Raw genomic sequence first — 16,565 nt, 5'->3', positions numbered from 1 at the left:
GCTTGTATCTATCAGTGATACGTATGCTTATCCGTACTGTCGTAGTGCATAAGATACTTTAAAGTGATCGAGTAGTTGCGCACATTGATGCACGCATAAACCCATGATGCCTGAGTAGCTGCCCTTGATTTCAGTGACAAACGAGCCGGCGAGCCCTTGGATGCCATAGGCACCTGCTTTGCCCACATATTCTCCACTAGCCAAATAGGCCTTGATATGTGCATGACTCAAGTCCATGAAGGCCACTTGTGAGGCAGATACTTGTAGAGCTCTTTGCGAAGACGTGCCAAGCGCCATAGCGGTATAAACCCAATGTGTTCGACCTGAGAGCAGCCCGAGTATCTGCTGAGCATGAGCTGCATCATCGGCCTTACCGAGAATCAAATCATGGGGTGCAGCCATATCCTCGGCCAAGAGGGCAACGGTTGTATCTGCACACAAAATGGGTAAATCTGGCAGCTTGTGCTGGGCTTGTCGTTGTATGGCCGCGTCTAATTTGAGCTGTGTGACCCTCATGACATAGTCTTGGGCACGCTCACCGGGTATGAGGCTCTCTAAGCTTTCAGCATCCTCGCTAGGGTCAGGCAGTAATAACTCATAACTCACCCCCAGTTGCTTTAATAATTCTTGGCGGCGAGGACTTTGCGAGGCGAGATAAATCTGTTTATACACGGTGGTAGGGGTGGCCTTGTAAGATCGTCCAAGCACGATACAGTTGCTCGATAAGGAGTAGCTTCGCCATGGCATGTGGCAGCGTCAGGCTCGATAAGCGTAAGGTCAGTTGCGCTTCTTTCTTGAGTTCAGGATCTAGACCATCAGCGCCACCAATTAAGAGCGTGACATCTTGGCCGAGGGTTCGCCAGTGGGCTAATTGCTCAGAAAGTGCTTGAGTCGATACATCTTTGCCGCGCTCATCAAGCGCTACGATGTATGAACTCTTAGGGATGGCTTCTCTGATCTTTTGCGCTTCTTTAGCTGGATTAATCTCTGGCTTGAGTTCTTTAAGAACCATGGCGCAATCAGCGGGCATGCGTTTGACATAGTCTGCGATCGCATCGCTGGCCCAAGAGGGGAGTTTGTGATGAACGCTAATGATATGAAGTTTCATGAGCGTATTGCAGATGAAAGAGGGGCGTTCATCACTACGCAGGTGTGTGCTTATTCGTCTTCGTCAGCATCATCGCTAGCAAAGCGTTTCGATGGTTTGCCGCCACCAAGTTTGACGCGGACAGGCTTATCACCCCACATACCTTCGAGTTGATAGTAGGAACGCAACATGGGTTGCAAGATATGCACGATGATGTCGCCACAGTCGACCAGGACCCATTCACCGGTTTCCATGCCTTCGACAGAGATCACCTCGCCACCTTTTTCTTTGACAGCCTCTTTGACTGACATCGCTAAGGCTTTGGTCTGGCGATTGCTATTGCCTGTGGCAATAATCACACGATCAAATAAATCACTTAATTTAGTGGTATCAAAGACACGGATATCTTTTGCCTTTACATCTTCTAAGGCATCAATAATCGTACGTTGTAGTTTGCGTAAGTCCATGCTTAACCATTTCTATATAAATCGTGTTGCTCGATATATTCGAGCACTTGTGGCGGTATGCCGTCATAGACCGCATCATTCCAAGTCGTCTTTGCTAATGCGGGGCGTAAATCACTGGAGGCTAAATCAATTTGGAGTTCACGATCGAGCCAAACTGAGCCTGATGGGGCAGATTGTAACAATGTGGGGTCGCTAGCCATCTTATTGGCCAGTAGTCCAGTGGCTGGTGCCTCGGGATGTTTGCCTGGACGGCTCGCAATTGCTAAATGGACGTAATCGGTTAATTGGTGCCAGTCATTCCAAGTATGTAGATGTGCCCAGCTGTCTTCACCCATTAAAAATGAGAGTGAAGTCTCAGGGCCATAGAGTGCTCTTAACTCTTTGACTGTATCAATGGTGTAGCTTGGACCCTGGCGATCCATTTCAAGGGTGCTAATTTCGATTTTGGTATAGATGTGATGATCTAAAAATAAATCATGCAAAGTCTCGACTGCGTATTCACTCATGGCTAGGCGTGCTTGCGCTGAAGTGACCCCTTCTTTTTGCCATGATTGACCGGTGGGTAACCAGATGATTTGATCGAGTTGCAATAAACGCGAAAAATGCTCGGCCAAACGCAGGTGACCCCAATGCGGAGGATCAAAGGTGCCTCCTAAAATACCGACGCAGCGACGCTTATTCAAGACGTAATCCAATCGCGTACTGGCAAGAAGTCGGTATAGAGTTGCGCCTCTTTTGAGCCTGGTTCAGGTTTCCAGTCATAGCCCCAGCGTACGATTGGTGGCATGGACATCAAAATAGATTCAGTTCGGCCGCCCGATTGCAAACCAAAGAGGGTGCCACGGTCAAAAACCAGATTGAACTCGACATAGCGACCGCGACGGAAAGCTTGAAATTCACGTTCACGTTCCCCATAGGGATCGTCTTTATGTTTTTTCACAATCGGTAAATAGGCTTCGATGAAGGCATCGCCCACAGAGCGGGTCATAGCAAAACTCTTTTCAAAACCTAATTCACTGAAGTCATCATAGAAGATGCCACCAATACCGCGAGCTTCACCGCGATGCTTTAAGAAAAAGTATTCGTCACACCATTTTTTAAAACGCGGGTGTAAATCAGAGCCATAGGGCTGAAGTGCATTTTGACAAGTTTGATGAAAGTGACGACAGTCAGCGACATCGCCGTAGTAGGGGGTGAGATCCATGCCGCCACCAAACCACCAAACAGGCTCTTGATTGGCAGCGATGGCTACAAAGCAGCGCACATTGAGGTGCACGGTCGGGATATAGGGATTGCGCGGATGAAAGACCAATGACACACCCATTGCTTCAAAGCTACGACCTGCTAGTTCTGGACGATGTGCTGTAGCTGATGGCGGCATGGCAGCGCCGCGTACATGAGAAAATCCTACGCCACCGCGCTCGAGAATGTTGCCTTCTTCGAGGATGCGAGAGCGACCATCGCCTTTGAGTGGCGCATCTTCAGGCTTAGTCCATTGATCTTCGATAAATGCTTTGCCATCGAGCTCACCCATCGCAGTCGTAATGCGATCTTGTAGTCCAAGAAGATAGTCTCGGATAGCCGCTGTATTGATTGTCGTACTCATGCGTCTTCGTGAGCCTTTAATTAGAGTGCGCGATAGCCAATATCGTTACGGAATTGTGCGCCATCAAAGCGAATTTGGCGAACGGCCTCATAGGCTTTTTGTTGTGCACCTTTGACAGTGTGATCTAGACCAACTACACACAAGACACGTCCACCTGAGGTCTTCAAGACAGCACCATCTAATTGGGTGCCTGCGTGGAAGGTCACGTGATCAGGACCGTCTGCTGGGATACCTGTTATGACATCTCCTTTGCGGGGTGTCTCAGGATAGTTGTGAGCAGCCATAACAACTCCGAGGGCTGTGCGTGGATCCCAATCGAGTTCAACTTGATCAAGATGCCCATCAATCGCTGCCTCTAGGACGCTCACGAAGTCGCTGCGTAAGCGGGCCATGATCGGTTGTGTCTCTGGGTCACCCATACGGCAATTAAATTCCAGGGTCTTGGCCTTGCCAGAGCTATCAATCATCAGACCTGCGTATAAGAAGCCGGTATAAGGAATGCCATCGGCGGCCATTCCTTTTACAGTAGGCAGAATAATTTCTCGTAAAGCCCGTGCGTGGATTTCTGGGGTTACCACAGGAGCTGGTGAGTAGGCGCCCATGCCACCGGTATTGGGTCCTTGATCCGCATCGAGTAAACGTTTGTGATCTTGGCTAGTAGCGAGAGCAAGAACATTCTTACCGTCGACCATCACAATGAAACTTGCTTCTTCACCCACTAAAAATTCTTCAATGACAACGCGTGCACCGGCATCGCCTAATTTGTTGTCAGAGAGCATCATGTCAACCGCTGCGTGAGCTTCTGCCAGTGTCATAGCCACCACTACACCTTTGCCTGCGGCTAAGCCATCGGCTTTGATCACAATCGGCGCACCCTGCGCATCAATATATGCATGAGCAGCCGTGATATCTGAGAAGGTCTGATATTGGGCGGTTGGGATGCCATGGCGTTGCATAAACGCTTTAGCAAAATCTTTAGAAGATTCGAGTTGAGCCGCTTTTTGTGTGGGGCCAAAAATACGTAAACCACGACTGCGAAACACGTCCACAATACCTGCAGCTAGTGGCGCTTCAGGACCTACCACCGTTAAATGAATATTCTCATTCTGGGCAAAGTCAGCTAAAGCATTCAGGTCCGATAGATTTAAGTTCTCAATACCCATCTTCTCGGCCGCAGCACTGGCAGTACCACCATTACCGGGTGCAACGAATACTTTTTGTACTTTGGGTGATTGGGCAATCCGCCAAGCGAGGGCATGCTCACGACCACCAGAACCAATAACTAAAATCTTCATAACATTCTCAATATCAATAATAATTTTTATGACTTACTCGTCTAATGAGGCATTGGTAAATACTTCTTGCACATCGTCTAGGGCTTCTAGAGCATCGAGTAGTTTTTGCATCTTTTGGGCATCCTCACCCGCTAGTTCGGTTTCATTGTCAGGACGCATGGTGACTTCACCTAACTCAGGAGCAAAACCTTTCGCAATCAATGTTTCACGGATGCCGGCAAACTCATAAGCGGGTGTGATGACCTCAATAGAACCATCGTCTTGAGTCACTACATCATCAGCGCCCGCTTCCAAGGCTGCTTCCATGAGGGCGTCTTCGGCGGTGCCCGGTGCAAAAAACATGCGACCGCAATGTTTGAACATAAAGGCGACTGAGCCATCCGTGCCTAAATTACCCCCATGCTTAGAAAAAGCATGACGCACTTCGGCAACTGTACGGGTACGGTTGTCAGTGAGCGTATCCACAATCACTGCTGCACCCCCAATGCCATACCCTTCATAGCGAATCTCTTCATAGTTCACGCCTTCGAGTGAGCCGGTGCCACGTGCAATCGCACGTTGCACGTTATCACTGGGCATATTGGCATCTTTGGCTTTATCAATGGCAAGACGCAAACGTGGATTGGCCGCTAAATCACCACCCCCTAATTTGGCGGCGACTGTGATCTCGCGAATTAACTTTGTCCAAATCTTGCCGCGTTTTTCATCTTGGCGACCTTTGCGATGCTGAATATTGGCCCATTTGGAATGACCCGCCATAAAACCCTTTCCTAGCCCTGAGTGATTGTCCTAGTTCGCTGACCGTCTATTTTTACGGTACATTGAGCGAAAACCTCAATTTTAGGCAAAATAAGCGCTTAAATTCGAAAAACATAAAAAGAATTATTCCGACAGGAGACAGACATGGCAGCAGAAAAAACCAAGGCTATCCGTATTGCCCGTACTGGGGGCCCAGAAGTAATGGAGTGGGTCGAGGTAGATTTACCAGCGCTGGGCCCTAAAGATGTTCGGGTCAAGCACCATGCGGTGGGTCTTAACTATATTGATGTGTACTTCAGAACAGGTCTTTATCAGCAACCCATGCCTGGTGTTTTGGGTATGGAAGGGGCTGGGGTCGTTGAAGCTGTAGGCGAGCAGGTGACTTATGTCAAACCTGGGGATCGCGTCGCTTATGCAGGTAAGCCTCCTGGTGCCTATGCACAGGTGCGTGTGATGCCTCAAGATACTTTGGTGAAGTTGCCTGATGCGATTAGTTTTGAGCAGGGTGCGGCGATGATGTTACAGGGCCTCACTGTGCAATATCTATTACACGATAGTTATGCTGTAAAGCCCGGTGATTACGTTCTTTTCCATGCCGCCGCCGGTGGGGTGGGCACTTTTGCCTGTCAATGGCTCAAGGCTATGGGCGCCAATATCATTGGCACGGTCGGTTCCCCAGAAAAAGCTGAATTAGCCAAATCCTATGGTTGCCAGCACACGATTTTGTATCGCCAAGAAGACTTCGTAAAACGCGTACAAGAGATCACTGATGGTAAGGGTTGCGCGGTGGTTTATGACTCAGTAGGTAAGGATACCTTCTTGAAGTCGTTAGATTGTTTGCGTCCACGCGGCACGATGGTGGTTTACGGTAATTCCTCAGGCCCTGTGGATCCTGTTGATGTCGGCCTATTAGCCGGTAAGGGTTCATTACGCCTGACACGCCCCACATTGATGACCTATGTGCATGATCGCAGCCTCTTAGAGCCGATGGCTGCTGATTTATTCAAACAAGTGATTGATGGCAAAATCAAAGTAGAAATTAATCAGCGTTATGACTTGGCCAATGTTGTGCAAGCCCATCAAGATTTAGAGGCGCGTCGCACCACAGGTTCAACGATTTTGTTACCTTAAGCCGCAGGAATACTTATATGAGTACGATTGCGTTTATTGGTTTAGGGAATATGGGTCGACCGATGGTTGGCCATCTCATCAAGGCGGGTCATGTTTTAAGACTGTATGCTCGCCGCCCTGAGGTGTATCAGAGTGAAGCAGCTGATCTAATTGCGCAAGGTGCAGTGGCTTGCCATTCACCAGCGCATGCGGCAGAGGGTGCTGATGTCATCATTACCAATGTGATGGGTCCGGCAGATGTACGTGAGGTTTTATTAAATCATGCACAAGCCGTTATTCATACAGCCAAGCCTGGCGCACTATGTATGGATCACAGCACCATTGATCCGCAAACTACCCGAGAGATTGCCAACACCCTTGCGCAAAAGAAAATTCGTTATGTAGACGCACCCGTTAGTGGTGGAGTTTGGGCTGCCCAAGCGGGTAGCTTGGTGATGATGATGGGGGGTGCTGATGCTGACGTCCAAGAAGCGCAGCAGCTCGTCAAGCATTACACAAAAACAGTGACTCATATCGGTGGTGTGGGGGATGGTCAGGTGGCTAAACTGTGTAATCAGATTGCGCAAGTCATCAATATTCAAGGGATTGCTGAGTCTTTACGTTTTGCAGCGGCCAATGGTGCGAACACTCAAAAAGTACTAGAGGCGATTTCAGGCGGTATGGCTGGCAGCAAAATGATGGATTTGATGGGCCCCAAAATGGTTCAACGAGACTTTAAAGCAGGGATTGAGGCGCGCTTACATGCCAAGGATTTTTTCCTCGTGAAGGCAGTCGCAGAAAAGCAGGGGATCGATCTGCCAGCCTTGCAAACCGTGGCAGAGCAGCTTCAAGCCCTCTTGGATGCTGGGTGGGGCTACGATGACACTTCTTCCCTTTTAAAGGTACTTGAGGCATAATAGCGGTCTTGCCTGAATTTACAGGTCTAGAGTGGGCCTCAATAGATTGAGGCCGCACTTGATAAAAATGCCGCGGTGGTGAAATTGGTAGACACAGGAGACTCAAAATCTCCCGCCGCAAGGTGTGTCAGTTCGAGTCTGACCCGCGGCACCACACTTCTCATCAATCACTTTCCCAATCCCTAAGAGTTGAGTAGACTCCGATCATGTTCGCTTATCGACACGCTTTTCATGCAGGCAACCATGCTGACGTTCTAAAACATATTGTTTTGCAACAGGTCATGCAATACATGATGCAAAAAGATAAGCCTTATTGGGTGATTGATACGCATGCTGGTGCCGGGATTTATTCTTTGGCCTCCAAAGAAGCGCAAACCAAAGGGGAATATCTGCAAGGGATTGCCCGTTTATCTCTTCAAGACGAAACGGATCCTGCGATTGTGGCCTATTTAGAGCTACTCACCAGAATCAATAAAGATCATGGCTATGCCTGTCTTGATGGCCAATACCCGATGTATCCTGGTTCACCTTTGATTGCTGAGTATTTACTGCGCGCAGATGATCGTTTGAGGGCTTTTGAATTGCATCCGAGTGATGCCCCTCTATTAGAAGATTTATTTCACAAACACAAACAAGTCAAAGTCTTTGCTGAAGATGGTTTTCACGCTCTCAAAGCCTTATTGCCTCCCCCGACCAAACGCGCAGTCATCTTGATGGACCCCCCTTATGAAATCAAAACCGACTACGACAAAGTCGTGCAAGCGGTTCGCGAGGGCATGCAGCGTTTTGCTGAAGGGGTTTATTTAATTTGGTATCCCATCTTGCCTCGTGCTGACTATCGCAGAATGCTGGATGGCTTAAAAAAATTAAGCGATAAAACATTGAATGTCAGCATGCAAGTGCAAGCACCGAATGCAGATGGTTTTGGTCTTTTGGGTTCAGGTGTATTCATGATCAATCCACCTTGGACCATGACAGCCACCATGACACATACTTTGCCGCGTCTATTAGAAAAATTAGCGCAAACGCCCGATGCGAGTTATTCGCTAGAGCAGGGCGCCGCTCTAGCGTAATGCCTGAGCAATTTAATTTTGTAAAACTAAATCTGATAATCCACTGTTTCACCACTCATGGCTTGATCTACCAGTTTACGGGTAAGTGTGGGTGAGAATAATTCAATAAAGGTATACACATACGAGCGCAAATAAGCATTTTGTTTGATAGCAATTTTGGTGATGTTGTTACCAAATAAATGCCCGGCTGGAATGACCTTGAGGTTGCGATCACGCTCAGGATCAAATGCTACACCGGCCACAATGCCGATACCCATGCCCGCTTCAACATAAGTTTTGATGACATCTGCATCGATGGCTTCAAGTACCACGTCTGGGTTGAGCTGCTTACTACTAAAGGCGCGATCGATTTTGGCGCGCCCTGCAAATGCAGGGTCATAAGTAATGATGGGATATTCCACCAAGTCTTCTAGGGCAATATTTTTCTTTTGCAGCAGTGGGTGATCATTAGGCACGGCGATGACGTGCTGCCATTGATAGCCAGGAAGTGAAAGCACACCTTCTGCTCCGGCGATACCTTCAGTGGCAATCGCAAGATCAGCACGATCATGGATGAGTAGATCCACAATTTGTTGCGGATTACCCTGCTGAATACTCACACGTACTTTGGGGAAGCGTTTCGTGAATTCGCTGAGTACTTTCGGTAGGGCGTAGCGCGCTTGCGTATGCGTGGTAGCAATCACCAAATTACCTTGGTCTTGAGCACTAAAGTCTTTACCCACTCGTTTGAGGGTTTCAACTTCAATCAAAATTTTTTCAATCGAGGCAAGGATACGCTTACCCGGCTCGGTCAGGCTACGAATGCGTTTGCCGTGACGGCGAAAAATATCGACCCCTAATTCATCTTCTAATTCCAAGATGGCCTTGGATACTCCCGGTTGGGATGTAAATAGGGTCTTCGCCGCTTCGGTCAGGTTAAAGTTTTGGCGAACGGCCTCGCGGACAAATCGAAACTGGTGCAAATTCATGGGGATCCCAAAAGCTATATGTAATCAGGTTATAAAAATAACATGAAGTACTATTTTTAGCTATATAGAATGATGCAGAGCCTGTTTAAACTTTGGATACCCAACGAATGCCAATCAAGGCCAGTATGAGATAGATGCTCGCAGGGATGATCGAACTCAACCATGCGGGCCATTCGCCCAAGAGACCTAAGTGCGAGAAGAGGCTATTAAAGAGCTGGAAACTAATACCCAGCATGATGCCGCCAAAGACGCGATAGCCGATGCCTCCTGAGCGAGTTTGCAGATAAGCAAAGGGCAAAGCGAGCATCAACATCACAATCACTGTGAAGGGGTAAATAATCTTTTTCCAAAAGGAAATCGCATAACGTTGATAGTCTTGTTTGTTTTCTTGGAGATGGTTGATATAAGAAAACAAATCCAGAATCGAAAGACGGTCTGGTTTAATCAGTAGTGCACCGAGAAGTTGTGGGTTGACTTCTGTACGTATGGTTAGCTGGTCTACTTTGGTAATGCGAGTGCTAAAGCTTGGGTCGAGTGGATGTGATGCAGGTAACTCTTTAAATTGAGTTTCAGTGACTTTACGTAAATCCCAAACACCTTCGCCTTTGAACTCCACGAGTTCGGCAGTTCGGCTAGAGAGTAAGCGGTGATTTTTATCGAACTCATACATACGCAAGCCTCTGATTGAACCATTGGTTTCAATAGCGCCCACATTGATATAACGTGAGCCATCGATCACTTCTCCTTGTGAGTTGCGTAATTTATCTTTGATCCAAGCACCCGACTTCAGTTGTAATGCTTCGCGACCGCTATTGAGCGCACTGAGGCGTACATTTTTAGATAAATTTTCTGTGAATGGGCCGACCAGTTCGCTCATCACCAAAATCAATACCGCGAGGGGCAATGCCATCTTTAATAAAGACCATGCTGCTTTTTCTGTATGTAAACCACCCACGCGCAAGACAGTGAACTCTGATTGCGAGGCCATGCTGGCAAAGGTATAAATGCCGGCAATCAAAACTGCAATTGGCATGATTTCCACCATACGACTCGGTACTCGGAGCAAGACGGTAATAAAGGCGACTAGACTCGAGTAGGACTCATTGGTATCGCCCATCTCGCCAATGAAGTCAAAAAAGACAAACAGAGCGATCAGAGCAAACAGAATAAATAAGAATGACCAATAGATTTGTCGCGCTAGGTAGCGCTCATAGACATAGGGGAATAATTTATGCCACATCGCGAGTCTCCCTAGCGAACACTCTCTTGATGCGACCCCATAAAGTGATTGAGCGATTTTGGCGATAAATCAAAAACGCAATGCCTAAGCCTGCAACGATGGCATGAATTAACCATACACCAATCGCAAAACTGAGCTTGCCATTGGCTACCCAAGCTTGCATTAACTTCAATAGATTGGAGTAGGTAAAGTAGATCAATACTGCCATGATCAGCGCGGTATAACGTCCCCGACGAGGATCCATATAAGACAAGGGGATGGCAATCACTGCAAAACTGAGCGCCATCAAAGGTAATCCCAAGCGCCAGAGGATTTCTCCTTGTGATGCCTTTTGTTCCCAGGTTTGTACAAGAGCCCAGATCGGCAGCATGCTACTTGTTTTGACACCTTCCTCAATCGTTTTGCTGCTGAGTACGACTGTGTATTTATCAAATTCAGTAATACGAAAATCACTCGTGCCTGGGGTGCCTTCGTAGCGACGACCTGCTTCTAAGACAAGTTGTTTTTGTTCCGCGGTGTTCTCTACATAGCCTGTGTTGGCCACCACAATCAACTGACGGTCTTTACCAAAATCAGTCACAAAGACATTTTTAATCACATTGGTTTTTGGATCGATGGATTCCGTAAAGAGCACTCGATTATTGCTAGAGGACTCTTTGAACTGTCCCGGAGCTAGCATTGAAATATCATCGCGTTGAGAAAAGCGTTGCTTGATGATGCTAGATTGGTCGCTAGCCCAAGGTGAGACGAAGACGGCTAGACCAGCCACAATGACCATGATGGGGATGGCAAAACTAATCACGGGTCTTAGGATCTGAAACAAGCTCACGCCGGCACTTTGCCAAATAACCATCTCTGAGTCTTTGTACCAGCGAGTTAATACAATCAAAATGGCAATAAATAGTGAGGCGGTTAAGAGAATGGCAAGGTAGCCAATCATGCCAAGACCAATCAGAACCAAGACGTCTTTGGGATTGATATTGCCATTCGCAGCGCTACCTAATAAGCGAATCACCAGATTCGTCACAATCAAAGTGACTAAGACCATAAAGACCACGCTGGTCGTGATGGTCAGTTCTTGGCGAAGGGCTTTTTTGAAAATCATAAATATAGAAGCTAGGCGATAATAGGGATTATCGAAGATTTTCTTAAAAGTGCGACATTTTTAAAGTTTTCAGCAAAGAAGGTTGAGTTATGGAGTTTGTGAGCAAAGTATTTCCTGAGGGTCAAAAAGGGCAGCAAGCCTTATTCGCTCATGTGAGTGATTGTTTGGTGATCGCTTTTGATGCCCAATTAATCAAAAATAGTAAGAAACCTGCCGGAATTCTTGCTGAGATTGATCGTATTACTCAGGGTTCAGTAGTGCGTGCCTTGCAAGCGAAAGACTTGGAAGCTAAAGCGGGCAGTCATGCTTTGATTTTGGGCAATGATTCTTGGTTAGCTCAAGGTCTTAAAGCGCAGCGTCTCTTACTTCTTTCTATGGGCTTAGCTAAAGAGGTCAAGAATGAAGGTCATGTAAAGACCTTAAGTGCAGCCATCAAAACTCTGGCACAAACTTCAGCCAAGCAGATCACTTGGCATTTTGATCAGTTACCAGCCAAAGATGCGCTCTTTAAGATTCGTCAGTTGGTGCAGTTGTCTCGCGAGCATACCTACCGCTTTGGAGCGCGTTATCCAAAATTGAAGACTAAAGCGCAAGATGCACAGCTTGGCATGACACATCTAGTATTAGCTAGTTCGAGCAAAACTCAAAAAGCATACGCGCAGGCCATGAAGGAAGGTCTAGCGATTGCTAATGGTATGGATCTCACTAAAGATCTAGGCAATTTGCCACCGAATATTTGTACACCCACCTATCTAGCGCAAACGGCTAAACAATTAGCCAAAGACTTTGCTCTAAAAGTAGAGGTCTTGGGTCGTAAAGAAATTGAAGCTCTCAAGATGGGGGCATTTTTGGCGGTCACTCAAGGCTCGGTTACGCCACCGCAATTTATTGTGATTCGTCATCAGGGGGCTAGTAGCAAAGAAGCGCCAGTGGTCTTAGTGGGTAAAGGAATTACATTTGATACTGGAGGTATTTCTCTCAAACCGGGTGAAGGTATGGATGAGATGAAATACGATATGTGTGGCGCTGCGTCAGTACTGGGCACCATGCGAGCGATTGCAGAACTTAAGTTGAAGCGAAATGTGATTGGCGTTATACCGACTTGCGAGAACATGCCTTCAGGTCATGCGACTCGTCCAGGCGATATCGTGACTAGCATGTCAGGTCAAACGATTGAGATTCTGAACACAGACGCAGAAGGTCGTTTGATCTTATGTGATGCCTTAACTTATGTGGAGCGTTTTAAGCCCGCGGCTGTCATTGATATTGCTACTTTAACGGGAGCCTGTGTGATTGCCCTGGGTGCTGTACACTCGGGACTGTTTAGTCGCGATGATGATCTAGCAGAAAATTTATTGTCAGCAGGTCGTCAAGCACAAGATACGGCCTGGCGTATGCCTTTAGATGCCGCGTATCAAGAGCAGCTCAAATCTAATTTTGCCGATATGGCTAATATTGGTGGTCGACCTGCGGGTAGCGTGACAGCAGCCTGCTTTTTGGCCCGCTACACGGAAGCTTATCCATGGGCTCATTTAGATATTGCCGGCACCGCTTGGAAGAGTGGGGCGGCTAAAGGGGCTACGGGTCGACCAGTGCCCTTATTGGTGAACTATCTCTTGGCACATTAAGTATGGCCAGAATTGATTTTCATAGTGGGGTAGCCAACAAGCTGTCCTATTGCTGTCGACTCTTACGCAAAATTTTGCAAAGCCCGACGGCTGAGATCCCGGCGCGCAATGTGATTGTGATTGGTGAGGTGGATTTCTTAAAGCAATTAGACAAAGAGTTGTGGTCTTTCTCTGCTACTGATTTCGTACCTCACGCTTGGAGTCATGATGACTTCGCAGCTGAAACACCGATTATTCTCAGCCCCAGTTTTAAAGATCCCGCCTTGCAGGAATTACCTCATGCCGATGTGATTCTCAATGCCGGCCCGGAGTTGGCTGAAGATATGCAAGCCTTAGCAGAACGTTTCCCACGCATCATTGATATTGTTTCAACACAAACAAAAGAGCTGGAAGCTGGCCGTGAACGCTACAAAGTCTATCGCGGCCTAGGTCATGAGTTGCATAATTTTGATCAATCTAAACAGGCCTAAAGATGGCGTTGATGCATCCTCAATTTGATCCTGTGGCACTCAGCCTTGGGCCTGTGGCCATCCATTGGTATGGCTTGATGTACTTGGCGGCGTTTGCACAGTTTCTTTTGCTAGGACGCCTACGAGTTAAGCAAGCGCACTGGCAAAGTTTAGGCATGAATTACCAAGCGCTTGAAGATCTACTCTTTAAGGGGGTGCTCGGCGTAATTGTCGGTGGACGTCTGGGTTATGTCCTTTTTTACATGCCAGGGCACTATCTCAGTCACCCGCTGGATATTCTCAAAGTATGGGAAGGCGGTATGTCTTTTCATGGTGGTTTTTTAGGGGTCTTAGTTGCTTTGTGGTGGGTGGGTAAGAAAAATGGTCAAGGTTTTTTCAAAATGACCGATTTAATTGCTCCTCTAGTACCTTTTGGTTTGGCTTTAGGACGTTTAGGTAATTTCATAAACGGGGAATTATGGGGACGACCCACGGATTTATCTTGGGGCATGATTTTCCCGCAAGCGGGCGATCTTTTAATCCGACACCCCTCTCAGCTCTATCAAATGGCAGGTGAGGGCATCTGCCTGGGATTATTTCTCTGGTGGTACGCTGCTAAACCGAGAGCAACCGGTGCAGTTTCAGCCGTCTTTCTCATGGGTTATGGTTTCTTCCGGTTTATATCCGAGTTTGCGCGTGAACCCGATGATTTCTTGGGGCTTCTCAGTCTGGGATTGTCCATGGGGCAATGGCTCTCTTTGCCGATGATTGTGTTGGGACTGATACTCTACTTATCAAGACATAAAACACTGGATAAAGCCTGAATAACCTGAGGTACAGGGTTTAACCCAATAGGCTAAAAAATGTATACAAAATACATTTTTGTATATGCCGCCCAAAATCGTTAAAACCGCTTTGTATGTCGAGGTCACCGAACGTCTACGTTCGATGATTGCTAGCGGTCATTTAAAACCGGGTGCTTGGATTGATGAGCAAAAGCTGGCCGAGCAACTCGGTGTTTCGCGAACTCCATTTCGTGAAGCCATTAGGATTTTGGCCTCAGAAGGTCTTTTACGGATAGAGCCGCGCCGCGGCTGTTACGTCAATGAGCTCACTGAAAAAGATCTAGACGATATTTTTCCTTTGATGGCTATGCTCGAGGGTCGTTGCGCCTATGAGGCCGCACAACGAGTAACAGAAAAGCAGATTAAAAATCTCGATGACCTGCACGTCAAGTTAGTCGCCTATGCCAAAGCTAAAAAGATTGATGAGTACTACACCACCAATCGCGAGATTCATGTAGCGATACAGAATATGGCTGCTAATCAGTGGCTTAGTAATATGGTGAAGGATTTACGCAAAATCTTGAATCTATCGCGCCATCGTAGTTTGCACTTGCCTGGCAGAATTACAGAGTCTTGTAATGAACACTTGGCTATCTTTTCAGCGCTGAAATCTCGAGATCCGGTCAGTGCTGAATCAGCCATGAAAACACATATCTTGCGACAACGCGAAGCGCTTAAAGAGTTGATCGTGCAATCGAGGAAATCAGCATGATTCTTGATAAGTTGCTTAAATCTAGACATATGGTGAAGACCATCAATGCCACGCGCCGCTTATTGTCTGAGCGGGGCGAATCTAACGCCGCCAGTATGGCTAATGAGTTGGTAGAGCTCTATAACGAATTGGATGATGAGCAAAGGGATCAGTACTTTCAGTATCTCGCTGAGAAAATGAATCCCAGTCCAGCAGATGTTTTGAGTGCTGCCCAAAGTTACGCAAATGAAGCGAGTGCTGACAATTTAATTTGGTTGATGAAAGTCACTGAAGCGCCTCGCCAAGAATTATTTAGACGCCTCAATCGTGCCTCAGGTGGTACCAAGATGATTATCGATATGCGTAAGCAATTGATTAAGTCTTTGGATAAGAAAGCCAATTTGCGTGCTGTGGATGCAGATATGCAGCATCTCTTGAACTCTTGGTTTAATCCAGGTTTTTTAAAGATGCATCAGGTTGATTGGCGCTCGCCAGCGCACATTCTAGAGAAGATCATTCAGCACGAGGCAGTCCATGAAATTGATGGTTGGGATGATTTAAGACGTCGCTTGCAGCCTGATCGACGTTGTTTTGCCTTCTTTCATCCGCAATTGCCTGATGAGCCATTGATCTTTGTGGAAGTGGCGCTCTTGCCTGAGATTCCTGAAACGATTGCCCCATTGGTTGATAAAAAATCGGAGCCTGTGCCTGAGAATCAATTCAAATGCGCGATCTTTTACTCCATTAGTAACTGCCAGCCAGGCTTACGTGGCGTTTCTATGGGCAACTTCTTAATTAAGCGCGTTTCTGAGAGTCTAAAAAAAGAATTCCCCTCATTAAAAACTTTCTGCACCTTATCGCCCATCCCGGGTTTTATGGATTGGGTCATTGCAGGTGCGCAATTGCCTCAGCAGGATGTCAAAACAGCCGTCACAGAAAAACGCGAAGAGTCCCTACAAGTTTTAGGGTTGGATAAGAAATCTTGGCCTGAAAAAATTGCCGGGGGTTGGCACCCAGATCGTTGTCCGCTCAAGGAAAAAGATGCTTTATTAGCCTTATGTGCCATGTATCTCATGTATTGCACTACTAGACGAGGCGGAAATCCTGTGGCTAAGTTCCACTTGGGCAATGGTGCCAAGTTATACCGTATCAACTGGGCTGGAGATTTATCCAAAAAAGGCATTCGTCAGTCGGCTGGATTAATGGTCAACTATTTATACGATTTGGATGCCGTTGAGGAGAATCACGAAAAGTTTGTTGGCGGTGAAGTGATTTATGCAAGAGCAGTCTCTCAATTAATTTGAGAGCGTTGTGAACTAATTAAC

The 16,565-nt window shown here is 47.1% G+C and carries 18 protein-coding genes and 1 tRNA gene; 9 read left to right on the top strand and 10 right to left on the bottom strand.

Annotated elements, in window-relative coordinates; genetic code table 11:
- Window positions 1-27: 27 nt before the first annotated feature.
- Genes ICE94_RS02430 through ICE94_RS02400 form a run of 7 tightly spaced genes read right to left on the bottom strand, consistent with a single transcriptional unit; the run spans window position 28 to window position 5,214 of the window.
- The gene (locus tag ICE94_RS02430) at window positions 28-672 is read right to left on the bottom strand and encodes a Maf family nucleotide pyrophosphatase (protein WP_216148352.1); all 645 of its coding nucleotides are present in this window, start codon (window positions 670-672) and stop codon (window positions 28-30) included.
- Window positions 665-1,108 carry a 23S rRNA (pseudouridine(1915)-N(3))-methyltransferase RlmH gene (rlmH, locus tag ICE94_RS02425; RefSeq protein ID WP_216148349.1) on the bottom strand — a complete coding sequence of 148 codons (444 nt, stop codon included), beginning with the start codon at window positions 1,106-1,108 and terminating at the stop codon, window positions 665-667. Before rlmH ends, ICE94_RS02430 begins: the two co-directional genes overlap by 8 nt.
- Before the next feature lie 50 nt (window positions 1,109-1,158).
- Window positions 1,159-1,554, bottom strand: a complete 396-nt coding sequence (gene rsfS, locus ICE94_RS02420; RefSeq protein ID WP_216148346.1) for a ribosome silencing factor — start codon at window positions 1,552-1,554, stop codon at window positions 1,159-1,161.
- 2 nt (window positions 1,555-1,556) lie between these two features.
- Complete coding sequence (locus ICE94_RS02415) at window positions 1,557-2,237, bottom strand: nicotinate-nucleotide adenylyltransferase (protein ID WP_216148343.1); 681 nt, start codon at window positions 2,235-2,237, stop codon at window positions 1,557-1,559.
- On the bottom strand, window positions 2,234-3,160 hold the full coding sequence (gene hemF / locus ICE94_RS02410; RefSeq protein WP_216148340.1) for an oxygen-dependent coproporphyrinogen oxidase: 927 nt from the start codon (window positions 3,158-3,160) through the stop codon (window positions 2,234-2,236). The genes ICE94_RS02415 and hemF overlap by 4 nt, the downstream gene beginning before the upstream one ends.
- Window positions 3,161-3,180: 20 nt before the next feature.
- Window positions 3,181-4,455, bottom strand: coding sequence for a phosphoribosylamine--glycine ligase (gene purD, locus ICE94_RS02405; protein WP_216148337.1), 1,275 nt, complete (start codon window positions 4,453-4,455; stop codon window positions 3,181-3,183).
- A gap of 33 nt (window positions 4,456-4,488) precedes the next feature.
- On the bottom strand, window positions 4,489-5,214 hold the full coding sequence (locus ICE94_RS02400) for a YebC/PmpR family DNA-binding transcriptional regulator (protein ID WP_216148334.1): 726 nt from the start codon (window positions 5,212-5,214) through the stop codon (window positions 4,489-4,491).
- Between the two features lie 144 nt (window positions 5,215-5,358).
- On the opposite strand from ICE94_RS02400, the gene ICE94_RS02395 reads away from it, so the two are divergent.
- From ICE94_RS02395 to ICE94_RS02380, 4 genes are all read left to right on the top strand, one after another.
- Window positions 5,359-6,345, top strand: a complete 987-nt coding sequence (locus tag ICE94_RS02395) for a quinone oxidoreductase (protein ID WP_216148331.1) — start codon at window positions 5,359-5,361, stop codon at window positions 6,343-6,345.
- Between the two features lie 17 nt (window positions 6,346-6,362).
- The gene (locus tag ICE94_RS02390; RefSeq protein WP_216148328.1) at window positions 6,363-7,241 is read left to right on the top strand and encodes an NAD(P)-dependent oxidoreductase; all 879 of its coding nucleotides are present in this window, start codon (window positions 6,363-6,365) and stop codon (window positions 7,239-7,241) included.
- A 69-nt stretch (window positions 7,242-7,310) separates the two neighbouring features.
- Window positions 7,311-7,395 (top strand) — tRNA-Leu (locus ICE94_RS02385).
- A gap of 52 nt (window positions 7,396-7,447) precedes the next feature.
- Window positions 7,448-8,314 carry a 23S rRNA (adenine(2030)-N(6))-methyltransferase RlmJ gene (locus ICE94_RS02380; RefSeq protein WP_216148325.1) on the top strand — a complete coding sequence of 289 codons (867 nt, stop codon included), beginning with the start codon at window positions 7,448-7,450 and terminating at the stop codon, window positions 8,312-8,314.
- A gap of 26 nt (window positions 8,315-8,340) precedes the next feature.
- Here the strand turns inward: ICE94_RS02380 and ICE94_RS02375 are convergent, their stop codons facing one another.
- From ICE94_RS02375 to lptF, 3 genes are all read right to left on the bottom strand, one after another.
- The gene (locus ICE94_RS02375; RefSeq protein ID WP_216148323.1) at window positions 8,341-9,282 is read right to left on the bottom strand and encodes a CysB family HTH-type transcriptional regulator; all 942 of its coding nucleotides are present in this window, start codon (window positions 9,280-9,282) and stop codon (window positions 8,341-8,343) included.
- A gap of 85 nt (window positions 9,283-9,367) precedes the next feature.
- Entirely contained in the window at window positions 9,368-10,522 is a 1,155-nt protein-coding gene (gene lptG / locus ICE94_RS02370) for an LPS export ABC transporter permease LptG (protein ID WP_216148320.1), read from the bottom strand.
- Window positions 10,512-11,627 carry an LPS export ABC transporter permease LptF gene (lptF, locus tag ICE94_RS02365; RefSeq protein ID WP_216148317.1) on the bottom strand — a complete coding sequence of 372 codons (1,116 nt, stop codon included), beginning with the start codon at window positions 11,625-11,627 and terminating at the stop codon, window positions 10,512-10,514. Before lptF ends, lptG begins: the two co-directional genes overlap by 11 nt.
- An 89-nt stretch (window positions 11,628-11,716) precedes the next feature.
- Here lptF and ICE94_RS02360 point away from each other — a divergent pair, with 89 nt between their 5' ends.
- From ICE94_RS02360 to ICE94_RS02340, 5 genes are all read left to right on the top strand, one after another.
- Window positions 11,717-13,255, top strand: a complete 1,539-nt coding sequence (locus tag ICE94_RS02360) for a leucyl aminopeptidase (RefSeq protein WP_216148314.1) — start codon at window positions 11,717-11,719, stop codon at window positions 13,253-13,255.
- Between the two features lie 2 nt (window positions 13,256-13,257).
- The gene (locus tag ICE94_RS02355; RefSeq protein ID WP_216148311.1) at window positions 13,258-13,725 is read left to right on the top strand and encodes a DNA polymerase III subunit chi; all 468 of its coding nucleotides are present in this window, start codon (window positions 13,258-13,260) and stop codon (window positions 13,723-13,725) included.
- A 2-nt stretch (window positions 13,726-13,727) separates the two neighbouring features.
- Window positions 13,728-14,528 carry a prolipoprotein diacylglyceryl transferase gene (gene lgt, locus ICE94_RS02350; RefSeq protein WP_216148308.1) on the top strand — a complete coding sequence of 267 codons (801 nt, stop codon included), beginning with the start codon at window positions 13,728-13,730 and terminating at the stop codon, window positions 14,526-14,528.
- Between the two features lie 64 nt (window positions 14,529-14,592).
- Window positions 14,593-15,261, top strand: coding sequence for a GntR family transcriptional regulator (locus ICE94_RS02345; RefSeq protein WP_216148305.1), 669 nt, complete (start codon window positions 14,593-14,595; stop codon window positions 15,259-15,261).
- Window positions 15,258-16,544, top strand: a complete 1,287-nt coding sequence (locus tag ICE94_RS02340; protein WP_216859816.1) for a malonyl-CoA decarboxylase — start codon at window positions 15,258-15,260, stop codon at window positions 16,542-16,544. The genes ICE94_RS02345 and ICE94_RS02340 overlap by 4 nt, the downstream gene beginning before the upstream one ends.
- Window positions 16,545-16,565 lie beyond the last annotated feature (21 nt).

The organism is Polynucleobacter sp. MWH-Loch1C5 (genome assembly GCF_018881775.1).
GTDB lineage: Bacteria > Pseudomonadota > Gammaproteobacteria > Burkholderiales > Burkholderiaceae > Polynucleobacter.
Note: the sequence above shows the minus strand (reverse complement) of the source record. Positions and strands in the feature narration are given on the sequence as shown.